Origin of the sequence: Rhizobium sp. NLR8a, assembly GCF_019685235.1 — a bacterium.
Classification (GTDB): domain Bacteria; phylum Pseudomonadota; class Alphaproteobacteria; order Rhizobiales; family Rhizobiaceae; genus Rhizobium.
Genome location: NZ_JABDWI010000016.1, coordinates 120,004 through 137,807, shown reverse-complemented (window position 1 = coordinate 137,807; position 17,804 = coordinate 120,004). Strand labels below are relative to the sequence as shown.

Genomic DNA, 17,804 nt, shown 5'->3' with positions numbered 1-17,804 from the left:
AATCCCTGTCATATCGTTCCCTCGTTATTGTAAATATGTCAACAAAAAAACGCGATTTTAATCCGACGAAAATTATTTGATAAAAATAACACTATAATTACAGTTAGATAATATTTCGCCTCCGCAGTCACTCATTTTGTCTTCTTGACAAAAGCGCCGCGATGGAAAAGTTCTTTGCACTCCATCGCCACAGACAAATGACAATCGCATGTGCTGTCGGACGGTTCGACGGATCGGCAAGACAAGGCGCGCCGAAGGGAGGGCGGAATGAGCCATCACAGGATTACAGGCGTTTTCAGCGCGGCCGCAACGCCGCTGACCGCGGACAATACGCCGGATCTCAGCCTTTTCACCGATCATTGCCGACGGCTGCTGGCCGAGGGATGTCATGGCGTGGCCCTGCTCGGCACAACGGGTGAGGCCAATTCCTTTTCCGGAGGCGAGCGGCGCGCCATTCTGGAAGCGGCGCTGGAGGCCGGCATTCCTTCCGACAAGCTGTTGCCGGGAACGGGCGTCGTCGCCATTCCGGAGACCGTCGAACTGACCCGGCACGCCCTGTCGCTCGGCGTCACCAAGGTGGTGATGCTGCCGCCCTTCTACTACAAGGGCGTCTCAGACGACGGCCTCTTTGCCGCCTATTCGCAGGTGCTGGAGAAAGTCGCCGACACGCGACTGCAGGTCATCCTCTATCATATCCCGCAGGTCTCGGGTGTGCCGCTCTCCATTCCGCTGATCGGCCGGCTGATTGCCGCTTTCCCGGAAACCGTCGTAGGCATCAAGGAATCTGCGGGCGATTTCAACAACATGCAGGCCATTATCGCTGCCTATCCCGGCTTTTCCGTCCTGGCGGGCGCCGATCCCCTGCTGCTGCCGCTCTTGAAGGCCGGCGGCGCGGGCTGCATCACTGCGACCTCCAATCTCGTGGCAGATTCACTGCGCACGGTCTACGACCATGTCCACGACGAGAGGCGCGCCAGCGGAGTCGAGGCGGCGCAGGCGCGCATCAATGCTTACCGCACACTTTCCAACTCCTACGTCCAGATCCCGGCCATCAAGGCAATGGTCGGGCTGAAGACGGGCAATCCCGCATGGAGGCGCACCCGCGCACCACTAATGCCGCTCAGCGAAGCGGATTATGCCGCACTCGCCGAGAGCTACGCCAAGCTGCCCTGAGGAGACCCGCCATGCGCTTTACCGGACTGCCCCCCGAAGCCGTTCCCGCCCTGATGACCGGGGCCATCACAGCCCACCCCGCTGTCGAGGGCCGCGCAGACACCTATCTGCCCTCGCCCTGCATCCAGAACCACGCGGCAAATCTCGCCTTTCTGCCCGATGGCGCGCTGACCTGCGTCTGGTTCGGCGGAACTATGGAGGGCATGGGCGATATCTCCATTTACATGTCGCGGCTGGCGCCGGGCTCCGAGCGCTGGTCCGAACCGGAGAAGATGAGCGACGATCCGGAGAAATCCGAGCAGAACCCGTTGATTTTCAATGCTCCTGACGGAAAGACATGGCTGCTTTTTACCTCGCAGACCTCGGGCAATCAGGACGGCTCCGTTGTCAAATGCCGGATCTCCGATGACGGCGGCCGGACGTTCGGCCCGGTCCGTATCCTCTGCGACAGCCCCGGTACCTTCGTTCGCCAGCAGATCGTCGTGAACGACAGAGGCGAATGGCTGCTCCCAATCTTCCGCTGCGTCGGCCTCGACGGCCGGCGCTGGAGCGGCGACGCCGATACGGCAGCGGTGTTGATCTCGCGCGACGGCGGCGCGAGCTGGCAGATGAACGACGTTCCCGACAGCATCGGCGCCGTGCACATGAACATCCTTCCACTCGGCGGCGGCGAGATGATCGCCTTCTACCGCAACCGTTTCGCCGAGACCGTTCTTTCCAGCCGATCGAACGACGGCGGCAGGACGTGGAGCGCTCCGGAGCCCACGGACCTGCCGAACAACAATTCCTCGATCCAGGCAACAGTCCTGGATGATGGAGCGATTGCAATGGTTTATAACCATTCGAATGCAGCCATGTCGGATGCACGGCGCCAGTCTCTCTACGATGAAATCGAGGGCGACGAGGCCGGAGCGACAGCTACCGTTCCTGCTTCCGATGTCGGCCGCAAGGCGGTCTGGGGTGTCCCGCGTGCGCCGCTGAGCCTCGCGATATCGAGGAATGGCGGCAAGAGCTTTCCGCATCGCATGGATCTCGATACCGGCGATGGCTTCTGCCTCAGCAACAATTCCAAGGATTCGCTGAACCGCGAATTCTCCTATCCCTCAGTCGTCCAAGGCGGCGACGGCACACTCCATATCGCCTACACATACTATCGGCGCGCCATCAAATATGTGCGCCTCGCCCCGCAATCCTTGCCGTAAGCGAGGCGGCGGCTGAGCAATTGTAAATCTGCGTCCGGAGAGGGAGAAGAACGCGGGTTTCAACGGCTTCGACCGGTCGAACGGCTTGAGCTTGATAACAAGTTCGACTGGCTCCTCGAACATACGATAGGCAGGTTCGGCCTGAGCGGATTATTGGAATTCAAAGACAGAGATCCGATAACCTGCAGATTTACCTGATGTTTATGTATATTCTCTCCGCATGAGAGCTTCAACGTTCCGATATCAGGCGACAAAATTTTCAGCCCTCTGGAATGCCGACTTGACATTGACATTACAACTTTACATTAAAGAGGGCGACACTGTTGCCGCAAGATCCGCAGGGAGGACTGATTCATGGCCAGCTTGGGTTCGCCAATCACGATAGTTCGGCCGCATTTGATCGAGTTCGGCATCGGCACGGCGGGAAAGCTCGGCAGATGGGCTGCCGAAAAGGGCTACAGGCGCACGCTTGTGATCTCGGATGCGTTCAACGCTTCGCGCATCGATGTGCTGGAACTGAAGGGCGAGGTCACGGTGTTTTCCGAGGTGACGCCCGAGCCGGATACGGCCAACCTTGACAAAGTATTGGGAGTGGCTAACGCCGCCGATGCCGAGTTGATCGTCGGCTTCGGCGGCGGCAGCGCCATGGATCTGGCAAAGCTCGCCGCCGTTCTTGCCGGCTCGACGCAGACGCTGCACGAGGTTGTCGGTCCGAACAAGGTCAACGGCCCGCGCAAAGTCGGGCTCGCCCAGGTGCCGACGACGTCCGGCACCGGCAGCGAGGCCGGCATCCGCGCGCTCGTCACCGATCCCAAGACGATGGCGAAGCTCGCCGTTGAAAGCTTTCATATGCTGGCCGACATCGCCATCGTCGATCCGGCGCTGACCTTCAGCGTGCCGGCGCGCACCACCGCCGCAACCGGCGTCGACGCCATGGCCCATTGTGTCGAAGCCTTCACCAACCGCAAAGCCCATCCGATGGTCGACATCTATGCGATCGAGGGAACGCGGCTCGTCGGCAGATATCTTGCCCGTGCCGTCAAGGACGGCGGCGACGCGGAGGCGCGCGCCGGTCTCGCGCTCGCCTCCCTTTACGGCGGCTTCTGTCTCGGCCCGGTCAATACTGCCGGCGGCCATGCTCTCGCCTACCCTCTCGGCACGCGCTGGCACGTGGCTCATGGTGCCGCGAATGCTCTGATCTTCCCGCATGTTCTCGCCTTCAACACGCCGGCAGCCGCGGAGAAGACGAAAGCGGTGATGGCGGCGCTCGGCTACGAAACCGCGGAAAACATCGCCTCCGTCTTCGATGCGGCTTACGCTTTCTGCGCCGAACTCGGCATCGAAATGAAGCTCTCCGGCCTAGGCGTGCCGGAAAGCGATCTCGATGCGATGGCCGATGACGCCTTTGCCATTCGCCGGCTGCTCGACAACAATCCGCGCGATCTAACCCGCGCCGACATTCGCTCGATTTACGCGGCCGCCTTTTAAAGCATGATGCCGAAAAGTGTGGGCGGTTTTCGACATCATGCTTCGGACCTAAGCAACGGTTTCAGAAGGAACTCGATTGATGGACAGGAATGCGAAAGTCGCCGTGACACTCGGTGATCCCGCCGGCGTCGGCCCCGAAGTGATCGTCAAGGCCTTGGCGGCGCTTCCAAGCGAAGAGCGTCGCGATTTCGTTATCGTCGGCAATGTGGAAGCGCTGGAGCGGGCCGATCGTGTTACCGGCTCGGGCCTGAAATTCGGACCCGCCGAGGCCGCCGGCGACAGGATCGCGGTCGACGAGGTCTCGCTCGGCGCCGCCCTGCCCGAGATCGGCAAGGTCAGCCCGGTCGCCGGCGATGCCTCGGTGCGCTACATCACCCGCGCCGTCGATCTCGCCATGTCGGGACAAGCCGATGTCATCGTCACCGCCCCGATCAACAAGGAAGCGATGAACCTTGCCGGCCATCACCATGACGGCCATACCGGGCTTCTCGCACACCTCACAGGCTCGAAGAGCTCCTTCATGCTGCTTGCTTCCGAGCGGCTGAACACCATCCATGTCTCGACCCATATCTCGCTAAAGGGCGCAATCGAACGCGCCAAGACCGACCGGGTGCTCGCGACCATCGAAGCCGGCCACAGGCATTTCCTGCGCCTGGGCAAAAAGGCCCGCATTGCGGTCGCCGGCCTCAATCCGCATTGCGGCGAAAATGGCCTGTTCGGCACCGAGGACATGGAATTCCTGGCGCCGGCCGTCGAGCAGGCGCAAGCAAAGGGCATCGACGTTGTCGGTCCGATCTCCGCCGACACGGTGTTTGCCCGCGCCTATAACGGCACCTTTGATCTGGTCATTGCCCAGTATCACGATCAGGGCCATATACCGATCAAGCTCGTTGCCTTCGATACGGCCGTCAACGTCTCGCTCGGTCTGCCGATCGACCGCGTCTCGGTCGATCACGGCACCGCCTTCGACATCGCCGGTACCGGCAAAGCCAATCACGTCAACATGCTGTCGGCTATTGCCTATGCCAGGCTGATGGCCCACTCGCCGCGCCAGAAGACCTGATCGCAACATTAGAGAGGAGCGACAGCGCCATTGCTCGGGGGAAACGTTTTCCTGCTGCCGCGTCACATGCCGAACAGACGGCGATCCCAGAACACTGGCTCGTGGAGACTTGCCGTGATCGAGGAGAATTCCGGATGCGCCGGATTGATCAGCACGTTGCGGTTGACGCGGGCGACGACGCTCGGCACCAGCAGGATAGCGCTGCGCTTCTCCTGGCACCAGCCTTCGCCGAAGTCCTTGCTAACGCTGGCCGGCATGCTGTCCCAGCCCGAGAGCGCGGGCTCGGAGAAAACCTCGTAGCTAACCCCGCGCGGTATGGTGATGGTGACATAATGCTGGTTTGGCGGCAGCCGCCCGCTGCCATGCACGAGCTTTTCGAGAAGCGCCGTCGAATAGTGTTCGCTCGTGTAAATGATCGGGCTGCCTGCCGTATTCCACCGCCCCGGCGCTATGGTCGAGCCGGTGGCGTCGAAGATCGGATAGGTTCCGTCAGGATCTCCGATGCGGACAGATGTCAGCGTGCGATCCAGGCGTTGCGCGCTCACGCAGCACTGCCGTATTTCAGGCTTCCGAGGATATCGAGAACGAGTTCGCCGCCGATTTCGCTCTGGATAACGACGTCGATCGGCCGCCTGTCCTCCAGCATCGCATGGGGGCGGAACAGGAAATCTCGCGCCTCGATCTCGCTCTGCCAGACATCGAGCGCCAGCCCCCAGACGCGCGCGAGGCGAGCGAGCTTTATGCCCTCGTCGGAGGAAAGCCGATGCTTGGACTTGCGCCGCTCATAGGTGGCCTTCGGCACCAGTCGGTACTTGAACTGCGCATCGCTCGGTGCGAGAAGCAGCGCCATCCGGTCAAGCGCCTTGACCGGCAATCCCTCCTCGATGCTGGAAAGCAGCCCGAAGGCCGAACGCGCGGCCGGCTCCCTGGCTGGCAAGCCGAGAACATCGGCAACGACTGCAAATCCGGTCATGCAATTGGCTCCAATTCACTTGAGGTTATATTTAGTCTCAAATGAACCAATGTTCAATAGCCTGTCTGCATGCGCGTCATACCGCTATGTTGCAGAAAGACACGAACAGCGAAGGAGGTTGCCTATGTCACCGCGGGACGCCTGATCCAGACGGGACTCATCTTCTCCACTTCACCATGCTTGGCCTTTTTTCGCTTAGAGAAATGACAGTCGGCGATGCCATCGACTTCTGGCTTGCGTTTCTGGACCACTGGGCATCACGCCGGATCACGTAACGATCCATCCGGACCACCTGCTTGAATGGACGCCGTTCTATAGTGGGCGCGTGCCCGTCGTTCCAGATTCGCAATGCATCTGGAGCGATGGCAGCATCACGGGATACTGCACCGCGTTCTACAAAGATGGGGTCGAGATCGGAAACATCGTCAATCCGCTCAGAATCTGCATAGACGGCGGCTTCGGCGGGGAACGTCTCGATATGATCGCCAACGGCACGCCGCAAAGCGATGCGCTGGAGACATCGTGCGAGACCGTCACGACAATCGTGGAAAGCGGCTATCGGCCGGGCAACAAGGAACAGGGATATGTTCTGCGGAAATTGCTCCGCCGCATCCATAAGATGGGCGGCACGCTCGACCATCCCTTCTTTAAGGACGAAGTCGAACGCCAGAAGCGGTTCCGCGTTAAATATCTGCGCCTTCGCGACCGCTATTCCGCCATGAGTGCGGATTGGTGGTTTGACACCCACGGCATCGATCTCGCCGCTATCCTGCCGCCGTGTCCGAAATCATGCGCGACACGGCATTCTTCCAACCGATGATCTTGGTCTGCCGCTCGCCTTCCTCCATCGAGGGATTGAAGCGGCGGTCGCAGGCCCAGGCCTGTGCAAACTCCCGCCTGCCGGGCCAGATGCCGGCCTTCGAGCCGGCGAGCCAGGCGGCTCCCAGCGCCGTCGTCTCGCGGATCGCCGAGCGGTCGACGGGATTTCCCGTGATGTCCGCCAGGCACTGCATCGTCCAGTCGGACGCGGCCATGCCGCCATCGACACGCAGGACGGTTTCCAACTGGTTGGCGCCCCAGTCCTTCTTCATCGCAACGAGCAGGTCGAGCGTCTGGTAGGCGACGGATTCAAGCACGGCGCGGGCGAATTCCGCCGGCCCGCTGTTGCGCGTCAGGCCGAAGATCGCGCCGCGCGCGGCTGGATCCCAATAGGGCGCGCCGAGGCCGGTGAAGGCCGGAACGATATAGACCTGCTGGCCGGGGTCCGCCTTGGTCGCAAGAACCCCTGCCTCGGAAGCCTGGCTGATGATGCCGAGGCCGTCGCGCAGCCATTGCACGGCCGCACCCGCAATGAAAATCGAGCCTTCGAGCGCATAAGTCGTTTCGCCGTCGAGCCGGCAGGCAATGGTCGTCAGCATCCGGTTGGAGGAGGAAACGCGATCCCGGCCGGTGTTCAGCAGAGCGAAGCAGCCGGTGCCATAGGTGGATTTCATCATGCCAGGATCAAAACAGGCATTGCCGACGGCCGCAGCCTGCTGATCGCCGGCGACACCGAGGATCGGAAGCGCGGCGCCGAACAGCGCCTCGTCGACCCGGCCGAAATCATCGGCGCATTCCCTGACCTCGGGCAGCATGGCGGAGGGAATGCCGAGAATGCCGAGAAGCTCCTCGTCCCATGCCCCGTCATCGATATTATAGAGCAGCGTTCGCGACGCATTGGTCGCATCGGTAGCGTGCACGCGACCATCAGTCAGCTTGTAGATCAGCCAGCTGTCGATCGTGCCGAAGCAGACCTCGCCCGCCTCCGCCTTTTCCCGCAGGCCATCGACATTGTCGAGCAGCCAGCGCAGCTTCGTGCCGGAGAAATAGGGATCGAGCAGCAGGCCTGTCTTGGCACTGAACAGCTTCTCATATCCGTCGGCCTTCAGGCTCTCGCACATTTCGGCCGTGCGCCTGTCCTGCCAGACAATAGCGCGGTGAAGCGGCGCGCCGGACTTGCGATCCCAGACGACTGCCGTCTCACGCTGATTGGTAATGCCGATCGCCGCGATCGCGGCGGCGTTCATGCCGGCATCGGCGATCGCGCTGCGCACCGTGACGACGACGGACTGCCAGATTTCGGCGGCGTCATGCTCCACCCATCCGGGCTGCGGATAATATTGGGTGATCTCCGCCTGCGCCGAGCCGGCCATTTTCATGCCGCCATCGAAGATGATGGCGCGTGAAGACGTCGTGCCCTGGTCGATCGAAAGAATATAGCCGCTCATACATCCATCTCCGGCTCGCACGAAACCGCTCAGCCTGCCGCTCAGCGGCAGGACGCCGGGTTTGATGAGAGAAAGATTGTGGGATGCCACCGGCTTGCTGCCGGTGGCAAGGAAGTGATGGCCGGAGGCCTCGTCGCCTCCGGCCGGGTCCGCCTTACTTCTTCTGCCAGCTCTTGACGAGCTCGTCGTAGTTGACGGTCAGCGGCTTTTCCTTCTCGTTCTCGATCTTCAGCTGCGGTGCCAGGTTGCCCTTCTTTACCGCATCCGCATTCCAATAAGCGAGATCATGCTCTTCGGCGAGTTTCGGACCGATATCGCCCTGGACCTTGGCGCGTTCCAGGCGCTGCAGCACCTTTTCCTGCTCGGAGCAAAGCGAGTCCATCGCTTCCTGCGCCGTCTTGGCGCCGGAAGAGGCGTCACCGATCGCCTGCCACCACAGCTGCGCGAGCTTCGGATAGTCAGGAACGTTCGTACCGGTCGGCGACCACTGCAGGCGGGCCGGCGAACGGTAGAATTCGATCAGGCCGCCGAGCTTCGGCGCGCGATCGGTGAAGGACTTATGATCGAGCGTCGACTGGCGGATGAAGGTGAGGCCCATGTGGCTCTTCTTCACGTCGACAGTCTTGGAAGTGACGAACTGGGCATAGAGCCAGGCCGCCTTGGCGCGATCGACGGGCGTGGACTTCATCAGCGTCCAGGAGCCGGCATCCTGATAGCCGAGCTTCATGCCGTCCTTCCAGTAGACGCCGTGCGGGCTTGGTGCGAAGCGCCATTTCGGTGTGCCGTCCGCATTGACGACCGGCAGGCCTTCCTTGACAAAGTCGGCCGTGAAGGCCGTGTAGGTGAACATCTGCTGGGCGACTTCACCTTGCGAGGGGACCGGTCCGGATTCGGAGAAGGTCATGCCCTGAGCGGCGGCCGGTGCATAGGCCTTCATCCAGTCCAGATACTTCTGGATGGAATAGACCGCTGCCGGGCCGTTGGTGTCGCCGCCGCGTGCGACGCACGAACCGACAGGACGGGAGTTCTCGTCGACCTTGATGCCCCATTCGTCGACCGGCTTGCCGTTCGGAATACCCTTGTCACCGTTGCCGGCCATCGAAAGCCAAGCGTCGGTGAAGCGCCAGCCGAGCGACGGGTCCTTCTTGCCGTAGTCCATGTGGCCATAGACCTTCTTGCCGTCGATCTCGCGGCCGGTGAAGAACTCGGCAATATCCTCATAAGCCGACCAGTTGACCGGCACGCCGAGATCGTAGCCGTACTTCGCCTTGAAGTCCGCCTTGTTCTTCTCGTCGTTGAACCAGTCGTAGCGGAACCAGTAAAGGTTAGCGAACTGCTGGTCCGGCAGCTGGTAAAGCTTGCCATCAGGCGCCGTCGTGAACGATTTGCCGATGAAGTCGTCGACGTCGAGACCAGGATTGGTGACATCCTTGCCTTCATTGGCCATCCAGTCGGTCAGCGAGCGGGCCTGCTGGTAGCGCCAATGGGTGCCGATCAGGTCCGAGTCGTTGATGTAGGCGTCGTAGATGTTTTCGCCCGACTGCATCTGCGTCTGCAGCTTTTCCACCACATCGCCTTCGCCGATCAGGTCATGGGTGATCTTGATGCCTGTGATCGCGGTGAAGGCCGGAGCCAGCACCTTCGATTCATATTCATGCGTGGTGATCGTTTCGGAAACGACCTTAATGTCCATGCCGGCGAAGGGCTTCGCGGCATCGACGAACCACTGCATTTCCTTTTCCTGGTCGGCGCGGGTAAGCGTCGAGAGATCACCGACTTCCTTGTCGAGGAACGTCTTGGCCTCGTCCATGCCGGCATAGGCCGATGCTGTCATCGCCAGCAGCAAGCCTGCTGTCGTCGTCAATAAGTGCCGTCGCATAATATCCTCCCAGGGTTTGCGATTGCAGTCACGTCTCAGGCGGCCAGTACCCCCGGCCATCTGTCTTCTCCCTGCCGTTACACGTAGCGGAACACGCCAATGGCGTAGACTACGGAAATAGCAAGAGCCCACCACAGGTTGGGCCCAGCGAGCCCAAGCCATGCAAGATGAATGAATGCTGCCCCAAGCAGCGAAATGAAAAGCCGGTCGCCGCGCGTCGTCTCGAACCGCAGCACGCCTGTGCGCGGCGTGCCGCCCGGCGAAAAATATTCCCAGACGCTCATGGCTATCAGCAGCGCCAGGATCGTCAGGAAGAACAGCGCCGTCGGCAGTGTCCAAGCCATCCAGGAAAAATTCATGGCAGTCTCCTCCTCAGACGCGGCCCAGGGCAAAGCCCTTGGCGATGTAATTGCGAACGAAATAGATGACGAGCGCGCCGGGAATGATGGTCAGCACGCCGGCTGCCGCCAGTACGCCCCAGTCCATGCCGGCCGCCGAAACCGTGCGTGTCATGATCGCCGAGATCGGCTTTGCCGCGGTCGTCGTCAGCGTGCGGGCCAGCAGCAGTTCGACCCAGGAGAACATGAAGCAGAAGAAGGCGGCGACACCGATCCCGCTCGCAATCAGCGGCATGAAGATCTTCACGAAGAAGCGCGGGAAGGAGTAGCCGTCGATATAGGCGGTTTCATCGATCTCCTTCGGCACGCCAGACATGAAGCCTTCGAGGATCCAGACTGCCAGTGGCACATTGAACAGGCAGTGGGCGAGCGCCACCGCGATGTGCGTGTCGATCAGGCCGAAGGCGGAATAGAGCTGGAAGAAGGGCAGTGCGAAGACGGCGGGCGGCGCCATCCGGTTGGTCAGCAGCCAGAAGAACAGGTGCTTGTCGCCGAGGAACCGGTAGCGCGAGAAGGCATAGGCCGCCGGCAGCGCCGCAAGCACCGAGATAACAGTGTTCATCACCACGTAGATGATGGAGTTGATATAACCGCTATACCAGGACGGATCGGTGAAGATGACGGCGTAGTTCCGGAGCGTCGGGTTTTGCGGCCACAGCGAGAAGGCGCCGGTGATCTCGGCATTCTCCTTGAAGCTCATGTTGATCAGCCAGTAGATCGGCAGGAGCAGAAAGACGATGTAGAGCGTCGTGACCACCCAGGAGAAATTTCCGGCGGGCTTGTATTTCATTGTCGCAGCCATGGATCTCTCCTTTCTCAGGCGTTGGCGTCGCTGCTGGTCATGACCGTGTAGAAGATCCATGACAGCAGCAGGATGATCAGGAAGTAGATGATCGACATCGCCGCGGCGGGGCCGAGATCGAACTGGCCGACGGCCATCTTCACGAGATCGATGGACAAGAAGGTCGTCGAGTTGCCGGGGCCGCCGCCGGTGACGACGAAGGGCTCGGTATAAATCATGAAACTGTCCATGAAGCGCAGGAGCACGGCGATCAGCAGCACCCGCTTCATCTTCGGAAGCTGGATGTAGCGGAATACGGACCAGCGCGAGGCGCCGTCGATCTTGGCGGCCTGATAATAGGCGTCGGGGATCGAGACGAGGCCGGCATAGCAGAGCAGCACGACGAGGCTCGTCCAGTGCCAGACATCCATGACGATGACGGTGACCCAGGCATCGACGGGATCGCGGACATAGTTGTAATCGAGGCCGAGCCCTTCGAGCGTATGGCCGAGGAGGCCGATATCGACACGTCCGAAGACCTGCCAGATAGTGCCGACGACATTCCACGGGATGAGCAGCGGCAGCGCCATCAGAACGAGGCAGACCGGAACGCCGATACCCTTCTTCGGCATGTTGAGCGCGATGAAGATGCCGAGCGGAATTTCCAGCGCCAGGATGATGAAGGAGAAGAGCAGGTTGCGCTCGAGCGCTTCCCAGAAGCGGTCGGAATGCAGCGTCTGGACGAACCAGTCGGTACCTGCCCAGAAGAACTCGTTGTTGCCGAACGTATCCTGGACCGAATAGTTGACCACGGTCATCAGTGGGATGGCGGCCGAGAAGGCCACGAGCAACAGCACCGGCAGGACCAGAAACCAGGCTTTGTTGTTCCACGTCTTCTGCATGGCTCAGGCCTCCCTGCCGACACGCCAGCTGTCGGCGTAAATGCTGATGGCGGACGGATCGAAGGTGACGCGAGCATCCGTGGGGATGTCCGTATCCTCCTGCACGACGATCGCAATCGGCTGGCCGGCGAAGCGAGCGCGCACGATCTTCTGTCGACCGATATCCTCGATCTTGGTGATGGTGATCGGCATGCCTTCCCGCCCGAGGCGGATGAATTCCGGGCGGATGCCGAGCTCGGTCTTGGAGCTACCTGCAGTCTTCGGCGCGTAATCGAGCGCCAGCACCTCGTCTCCGACCTTGACGGCGCTGCCGTCGATCTGCGCCGGCATGACGTTCATACCCGGCGAACCGATGAAATAGCCGACGAAGGTGTGGCTCGGCCGCTCGAAGAGTTCGGCGGGCGTGCCGATCTGAACGATCTGGCCGTCATACATGACGACGACCTTCTCGGCGAAAGTCAGCGCCTCGGTCTGGTCATGGGTGACGTAGACCATGGTGAAGCCGAACTGCTTGTGCAACCGTTTCAGCTGCGAGCGCAGCACCCATTTCATATGCGGATCGATAACGGTCAGCGGCTCGTCGAACAGAATGGCGTTGACGTCGTTGCGCACCAGGCCGCGGCCGAGAGAGATCTTCTGCTTCTGGTCGGCCGTCAGCCCCTGCGCCTTGCGCTTGGCCCAGCCGGCAAGGTCGATCATTTCGAGAATGTCGCGCACGCGCCGGTCGACATCGGCTTCCGCCACGCCGCGGTTGCGCAGGGGGAAGGCGAGATTGTCGTAAACGGTCATCGTGTCGTAGATGACAGGGAACTGGAAGACCTGCGCGATGTTGCGGCTCTGCGTCGAAAGATTCGTCACATCCTTGCCGTCGAAGAGGATGCGGCCATGCGAAGGCTGCAACAGACCGGAGATGATGTTGAGCAGCGTGGTCTTGCCACAGCCGGAAGGACCGAGCAGCGCATAGGCGCCGCCGTCGTTCCACTCGTGGTCGACTTCCTTCAGCGAATAATCATTCTCCGTCTGCGGATTGGCTCCGTAGGCGTGGCGGATATGGTCGAGCGTAATGCGTGCCATTGTGCTCTCCTATGCCTTTCCGGTCGTTGCGGCATCGCGGCCGGCCGAAGCGATGGCGCGGCCGTCGGCGCCGAAGGCCAAGAGGTGGCGCATGTCGAGGAAGGCCTCGATCTCCATGTCGGGATCGATGTCGTGAATCCCGTGCGCCAGCATTACCCAGCGCACGCCATCATATTCCAGGTGAACGAAGCTCTCCGAACCGGTGATCTCCGAAACCAGCGTGCGCGCCTGCAGGCAGGCCGCGTCACCCGTCTGCGGCTTGAAGCCGAGATGATGCGGGTGAAAAGCGACCGTCACCGGCCCGTCCGGCACGACGGCCAGATGCGGGGGAACCGGAAGGGCTGCCCCGCCCGGACGCGTAAAGGCATTGCCGGATTTGGTGACGTCGAGCGTGTTTAGCGGCGGGTCGGCGAAGATGCCGGCGGTAGCGAGGTCGGCAGGCCGGCGGTAAACATCGATCGTCTGCCCGAACTGGGTCACCCGGCCTTCGTTCAATGTCGCCGTGTTGCCGCCGAGCAGCAGCGCTTCGGACGGTTCGGTCGTGGCATAGACGAAGATCGCGCCGGATTGGGCGAAGATCTTCGGCAGCTCTTCACGCAATTCCTCACGCAGCTTGTAGTCGAGGTTGGCAAGCGGCTCGTCCATCAGCACGAGGCTGGCATTCTTGACGAGCGCGCGCGCCAGCGCAGTGCGCTGCTGCTGGCCACCGGACAGGTTGAGCGGCGTGCGATCAAGATAGGGCGTGAGCTTCAGAAGCTCGGCCGCCTTGCGCACTTCGCGGTCGATGGTGGCGGCATCCTTGCCCGATATGCGCATCGGCGAGGCAATGTTCTCGTATACGGTCAGCGCCGGATAATTGATGAACTGCTGGTAGACCATGGCGACATTGCGCTTCTGCACCGGCATGCCAGTGACATCAGCGCCGTCGAAACGGACGGAGCCGGCGGTCGGACGGTCGAGCCCGGCCATCAGCCGCATCAGCGACGTCTTGCCCGACAGCGTCGGCCCGAGCAGGACGTTCAGCGTGCCGCGCTCGAGGACCAGATCGGTCGGATAGATATGATAGTCCGCGCCCACCATCTTGGCGGCGTTTCGCAGTTCCAGCATTCCGATTCCCGTGCCTCCACGCAGCGGGGACCACACGCCACCTTATCCGGCCATCGCCGGTATGGCAGCCATGTACTCCTCCAGTGACTGAGCCTGTTCCTTCGAAAGGCGCAGACCATCCTTTGTTCTCCTCCACAGCACGTCTTCGGCGTGCCGGGCCCACTCATGTTCGACGAGGTATTTGACCTCGGCTTCGTAAAGATCGGCGCCGAACAGCTGCCCGAGGTCTTCAATGCCGCGGGCATCGCCGAGCAGCGTCTCGGCCCTGGTGCCGTAGCGGCGCACCAGCCGGCGCGCATGCGGATCGGCAAGGAAGGGGTAACGCCGCTTCAACTTGGCGACTTCGCCCTCATAACCCTGGACCGCGAAATTGCCGCCCGGCAGATGGCTCTTTGCCGTCCACGGGCTGCCCTTGACCCCGATCGCGGCACCGATTTTCTCCAGCGCATGCTCGGAAAGCCGGCGATAGGTGGTGAGCTTACCGCCGAAGACGTTGAGCAGCGGCGCAGCCCCGCCTTCGCCTTCCAGCTTCAGCACATAATCGCGTGTCGCCTCCTGCGCCTTCGAGGCGCCGTCATCATAAAGCGGCCTGACCGCCGAATAGGTCCAGACGATATCTTCCGGCCGCACCGGTTCCTTGAAATATTCCGAAGCCGCGTTGCAGAGGTAGACGGTCTCTTCCTCGGAGATCCGGACGTCCTTGGGATCGGCGGTGTAGTCGCGGTCGGTGGTGCCAATCAGGGTGAAATCGCCCTCATAGGGAATGGCGAAAATGATGCGGTTGTCAGGATTCTGGAAGAAATAGGCACGAGGGTCGTCGAACTTCTTCCTGACGACGATATGGCTACCCTGAACGAGACGAACGTGGTGGGCCTCGTTCTGGCCGAAGGCGGAACGGATGACATGATCGACCCAGGGACCGGCGGCATTGATCAGCATGCGGGCCTGATGGCTGTCATTGCGGCCAGTCACCGTATCGGTCGTTTCAATGTGCCAGAGACCATTCTCGCGCCGCGCCGACACCACCTTGGTGCGCGGCAGGATGGCCGCCCCTTTGTCGGCTGCGTCGCGGGCGTTCAACACGACCATGCGGGCATCATCGACCCAGCCGTCGGAATATTCAAACGCCCTCGTGAACAGCGCCTTCAGCGGCTTGCCGGCCGGGTCCTTGCGCATGTCGAGTACCGACGTCGCCGGCAGCAGCTTGCGGCCGCCGAGATGATCGTAAAGGAAGAGGCCGAGTCGGATCAGCCAGGCCGGGCGGATGCCGCCCTTGTGATAAGGCAATACGAAGCGCAGCGGCCAGATGATGTGCGGCGCCATCGCCCAGAGGATCTCGCGCTCCATCAGCGATTCGCGCACCAGCCGGAACTCGTAATGCTCGAGATAACGCAGGCCGCCATGAATCAGCTTGGTGGCGCCGGACGACGTGCCGGAGGCAAAATCGTTCATCTCCGCCAGCGCGACGGAATAGCCGCGCCCGACGGCATCGCGCGCAATGCCGCAGCCGTTAATGCCGCCGCCAATGACGAATATGTCGTGTATCTCCCGGCCCAATTGCCCCTCCGAGCCCACTGCTGATTTCGCATCGCACAAAACTTGCGCGATTGCGAAAGTGATAACAGTTAAAACGAAAGGAATGCGAATGTCAAACGAATGTTTGTTCCATTCGCGTGACCTAGCGCGATCTAGTGCTCGTTTCGATCAGCTTCACATTGTTTTCGAGGCAGAGATTGCGGATGGACGGCACCGGACAGTGGTCGGTGATGAAGGTATGGACCTGGGAAAGCTGGCCGATCCGGACCGGCGCGGTGCGTTCGAATTTCGTCGAATCGGCAACGAGGATGACATGCCGGGCATTGGCGATAATCGCCTGCGCGACCTTCACTTCGCGAAAATCATAATCGAGGAGCGCGCCGTCGATATCGATTGCCGATGCGCCGATGACGGCATAATCGACCTTGAACTGCCGGATGAAATCGACCGCCGCTTCGCCGACGATGCCGCCGTCCGAGCCGCGCACGACGCCGCCGGCGATCACCACCTCGATGGCCGGAAAGAGACGCAACCTGTTGGCAACGTTGATATTATTGGTGATCACCATCAGCTCGTGGTGATTGGCGAGCGCCTCGCCCACCGCTTCGGTCGTCGTGCCGATGTTGATGAAAAGCGAGGCTCCGCTCGGGATCAGCTCGACTGCCGCCATACCGATCGCCTGCTTCTCCGAAGCGGCGATCTGCCGCCGCGCCTCGTATTTGACGTTCTCCGTTCCGCTCGGAAATGTCGCGCCGCCATGAATGCGCGTCAGCACCTGCGCGTCGCAGAGATCGTTCAGATCCTTGCGGATTGTTTGCGGCGTCACCGAGAAGCGGGAGGCGAGCTCCTCGACCAGAACCCTGCCGCTCGATTTCGCAATCGCCACGATTTCAGTTTGTCGGTCGGTCAAGAACATCCGCGCCCCTTTCGCTCTGCTTTCGTTTTTAAAGAAAGCGAACGGCAGCGCAATGCCTATTTGTCAGTTGCCCGACTGCGGCACTCCGAACGTGGCGGCAGCGCGATACGGTTATCGTTTCCGCATCACGTTGACCACGAGCACGCCAAGGATCGCCATGACGCCGCCGGCAGCACCCAGTGCGGTCGGCGTCTCACCCAGCCCGACGAACCCGATCAGCGTTGCGACAGGCGGGACGCCGTAGAGAAAATTCGAGGCGCGCGCAGCGGTCAGCCGCTTCAAGGCGATGGCCCAGGTAAGATAGCCGATCGCAGTCGGGAAGATGACGAGATAGGCAACGCCCCAATTGACCTCTGCCGGCGCCGCCGCCAGCGCGCGGATCGTCGCCGGGACGGCCGAAAAGAGTGGCACGGAGCCGATCAACAGGATCCAGGCGGTGACGGCAAGCGCCGGCAGGCGAGCGAGCAGCGGTTTCTGCAACACGCTGGCGATCGCCGAGCAGAGCGCCGCACCGAGGATCAGCACAGCGTTCGGATCGAGCGTGAAGCCGCCGTCGGAGGCGACGGCGATCAGCGCCACGCCGCCGAAGGAAACCGCGGTGCCAACCCAGCCCCAGCGGCCGAAACGCTCGCCGAGCGCGAATGTGGCAATCAGGGCGGTGAAGACGGGCATGGTATTAATGATGAAGCTCGCCGGCCCCGCCGCCACGGTCTGCTCGCCGGTGTTCAGGAGAACCGCATAGGCGGCGATGAAGAGGACGGCAGCGACCGAGAGGCGGACGAATTCACGCTTTTCCGGCATCGGCCGGTAGATGGCGAGATAGACAAGGGCGAGGACGCCTGCCGCCACATAACGCGCCGTTGCCAGTTCGATCGGCGTCAGCGGCCCGAGACAGATACGGATCACCACGAAGGAAGAGGCCCAGAAGAGAATGGTGACGACAATCGCCGCAAAGGCGATCAGATCGAAGCCGCCTTGCTGTTTTGCCGAAACCGGTGCGCTTGCCGCCATGCTCATGTTCGCCTCCATCTGTGCGTGCGACAAC

16 protein-coding genes and 1 pseudogene are annotated in these 17,804 nt (G+C 61.4%); 5 read left to right on the top strand and 12 right to left on the bottom strand.

The genetic code is table 11. The annotated features are described in order from the left end of the window. Nucleotides 1-267 precede the first annotated feature (267 nt). The 4 genes from HJC04_RS27345 to pdxA all read left to right on the top strand — a co-directional run bounded on the left by HJC04_RS27345 (nt 268) and on the right by pdxA (nt 4,926). On the top strand, nt 268-1,173 hold the full coding sequence (locus HJC04_RS27345; RefSeq protein WP_210633711.1) for a dihydrodipicolinate synthase family protein: 906 nt from the start codon (nt 268-270) through the stop codon (nt 1,171-1,173). A gap of 11 nt (nt 1,174-1,184) precedes the next feature. Further along, a complete protein-coding gene (locus HJC04_RS27340) occupies nt 1,185-2,375 on the top strand; it encodes an exo-alpha-sialidase (protein ID WP_210633709.1) in 1,191 nt (396 codons plus the stop codon). A gap of 354 nt (nt 2,376-2,729) precedes the next feature. Next, nucleotides 2,730-3,863 carry an iron-containing alcohol dehydrogenase gene (locus HJC04_RS27335; RefSeq protein ID WP_210633707.1) on the top strand — a complete coding sequence of 378 codons (1,134 nt, stop codon included), beginning with the start codon at nt 2,730-2,732 and terminating at the stop codon, nt 3,861-3,863. Between the two features lie 79 nt (nt 3,864-3,942). After that, nucleotides 3,943-4,926: a 4-hydroxythreonine-4-phosphate dehydrogenase PdxA gene (gene pdxA / locus HJC04_RS27330; protein WP_221147549.1), complete on the top strand. Its 984-nt coding sequence runs from the start codon at nt 3,943-3,945 to the stop codon at nt 4,924-4,926. Between the two features lie 62 nt (nt 4,927-4,988). Here the strand turns inward: pdxA and HJC04_RS27325 are convergent, their stop codons facing one another. Next, nucleotides 4,989-5,471 carry an RES family NAD+ phosphorylase gene (locus HJC04_RS27325; RefSeq protein WP_221147548.1) on the bottom strand — a complete coding sequence of 161 codons (483 nt, stop codon included), beginning with the start codon at nt 5,469-5,471 and terminating at the stop codon, nt 4,989-4,991. Beyond that, nucleotides 5,468-5,899 carry an antitoxin Xre-like helix-turn-helix domain-containing protein gene (locus HJC04_RS27320; protein ID WP_221147547.1) on the bottom strand — a complete coding sequence of 144 codons (432 nt, stop codon included), beginning with the start codon at nt 5,897-5,899 and terminating at the stop codon, nt 5,468-5,470. The genes HJC04_RS27325 and HJC04_RS27320 overlap by 4 nt, the downstream gene beginning before the upstream one ends. A gap of 149 nt (nt 5,900-6,048) precedes the next feature. Here HJC04_RS27320 and HJC04_RS31985 point away from each other — a divergent pair. Beyond that, nucleotides 6,049-6,719: pseudogene (locus HJC04_RS31985) on the top strand (hypothetical protein); the annotation flags it as partial. Here the strand turns inward: HJC04_RS31985 and glpK are convergent. From glpK to HJC04_RS27265, 10 genes are all read right to left on the bottom strand, one after another. After that, a complete protein-coding gene (gene glpK / locus HJC04_RS27310; protein ID WP_221147545.1) occupies nt 6,664-8,166 on the bottom strand; it encodes a glycerol kinase GlpK in 1,503 nt (500 codons plus the stop codon). The pseudogene HJC04_RS31985 and the gene glpK sit on opposite strands and share 56 nt — an antisense overlap. A gap of 154 nt (nt 8,167-8,320) precedes the next feature. Further along, a complete protein-coding gene (locus tag HJC04_RS27305) occupies nt 8,321-10,045 on the bottom strand; it encodes an ABC transporter substrate-binding protein (RefSeq protein ID WP_210633699.1) in 1,725 nt (574 codons plus the stop codon). A 77-nt stretch (nt 10,046-10,122) separates the two neighbouring features. Then, complete coding sequence (locus tag HJC04_RS27300) at nt 10,123-10,404, bottom strand: DUF2160 domain-containing protein (RefSeq protein WP_064806467.1); 282 nt, start codon at nt 10,402-10,404, stop codon at nt 10,123-10,125. Between the two features lie 13 nt (nt 10,405-10,417). Then, nucleotides 10,418-11,245: a carbohydrate ABC transporter permease gene (locus HJC04_RS27295; RefSeq protein ID WP_210633698.1), complete on the bottom strand. Its 828-nt coding sequence runs from the start codon at nt 11,243-11,245 to the stop codon at nt 10,418-10,420. Nucleotides 11,246-11,259: 14 nt separating this feature from the next. After that, nucleotides 11,260-12,126 (bottom strand): carbohydrate ABC transporter permease, encoded by an 867-nt coding sequence (locus tag HJC04_RS27290; RefSeq protein WP_210633696.1) that lies wholly within the window; start codon nt 12,124-12,126, stop codon nt 11,260-11,262. Nucleotides 12,127-12,129: 3 nt separating this feature from the next. Beyond that, nucleotides 12,130-13,200, bottom strand: coding sequence for an ABC transporter ATP-binding protein (locus HJC04_RS27285; RefSeq protein WP_210633694.1), 1,071 nt, complete (start codon nt 13,198-13,200; stop codon nt 12,130-12,132). A 9-nt stretch (nt 13,201-13,209) separates the two neighbouring features. Continuing rightward, nucleotides 13,210-14,307, bottom strand: a complete 1,098-nt coding sequence (locus tag HJC04_RS27280; RefSeq protein ID WP_210633692.1) for an ABC transporter ATP-binding protein — start codon at nt 14,305-14,307, stop codon at nt 13,210-13,212. A gap of 42 nt (nt 14,308-14,349) precedes the next feature. After that, the gene (gene glpD / locus HJC04_RS27275) at nt 14,350-15,864 is read right to left on the bottom strand and encodes a glycerol-3-phosphate dehydrogenase (RefSeq protein ID WP_210633691.1); all 1,515 of its coding nucleotides are present in this window, start codon (nt 15,862-15,864) and stop codon (nt 14,350-14,352) included. Nucleotides 15,865-15,985: 121 nt separating this feature from the next. After that, a complete protein-coding gene (locus HJC04_RS27270; protein WP_085781425.1) occupies nt 15,986-16,759 on the bottom strand; it encodes a DeoR/GlpR family DNA-binding transcription regulator in 774 nt (257 codons plus the stop codon). Nucleotides 16,760-16,870: 111 nt separating this feature from the next. After that, nucleotides 16,871-17,788: a DMT family transporter gene (locus HJC04_RS27265; protein ID WP_221147572.1), complete on the bottom strand. Its 918-nt coding sequence runs from the start codon at nt 17,786-17,788 to the stop codon at nt 16,871-16,873. Nucleotides 17,789-17,804 lie beyond the last annotated feature (16 nt).

Bases quoted from the DNA above. Each gene is read 5' to 3' on its own strand.
- HJC04_RS27345 (WP_210633711.1), top strand. From the start codon at position 268: ATGAGCCATCACAGGATTACAGGCGTTTTCAGCGCGGCCGCAACGCCG.
- HJC04_RS27340 (WP_210633709.1), top strand. From the start codon at position 1,185: ATGCGCTTTACCGGACTGCCCCCCGAAGCCGTTCCCGCCCTGATGACC.
- HJC04_RS27335 (WP_210633707.1), top strand. From the start codon at position 2,730: ATGGCCAGCTTGGGTTCGCCAATCACGATAGTTCGGCCGCATTTGATC.
- pdxA (WP_221147549.1), top strand. From the start codon at position 3,943: ATGGACAGGAATGCGAAAGTCGCCGTGACACTCGGTGATCCCGCCGGC.
- HJC04_RS27320 (WP_221147547.1), bottom strand. From the start codon at position 5,899: ATGACCGGATTTGCAGTCGTTGCCGATGTTCTCGGCTTGCCAGCCAGG.
- glpK (WP_221147545.1), bottom strand. From the start codon at position 8,166: ATGAGCGGCTATATTCTTTCGATCGACCAGGGCACGACGTCTTCACGC.
- HJC04_RS27305 (WP_210633699.1), bottom strand. From the start codon at position 10,045: ATGCGACGGCACTTATTGACGACGACAGCAGGCTTGCTGCTGGCGATG.
- HJC04_RS27300 (WP_064806467.1), bottom strand. From the start codon at position 10,404: ATGAATTTTTCCTGGATGGCTTGGACACTGCCGACGGCGCTGTTCTTC.
- HJC04_RS27295 (WP_210633698.1), bottom strand. From the start codon at position 11,245: ATGGCTGCGACAATGAAATACAAGCCCGCCGGAAATTTCTCCTGGGTG.
- HJC04_RS27290 (WP_210633696.1), bottom strand. From the start codon at position 12,126: ATGCAGAAGACGTGGAACAACAAAGCCTGGTTTCTGGTCCTGCCGGTG.
- HJC04_RS27285 (WP_210633694.1), bottom strand. From the start codon at position 13,200: ATGGCACGCATTACGCTCGACCATATCCGCCACGCCTACGGAGCCAAT.
- HJC04_RS27280 (WP_210633692.1), bottom strand. From the start codon at position 14,307: ATGCTGGAACTGCGAAACGCCGCCAAGATGGTGGGCGCGGACTATCAT.
- HJC04_RS27270 (WP_085781425.1), bottom strand. From the start codon at position 16,759: ATGTTCTTGACCGACCGACAAACTGAAATCGTGGCGATTGCGAAATCG.
- HJC04_RS27265 (WP_221147572.1), bottom strand. From the start codon at position 17,788: ATGGAGGCGAACATGAGCATGGCGGCAAGCGCACCGGTTTCGGCAAAA.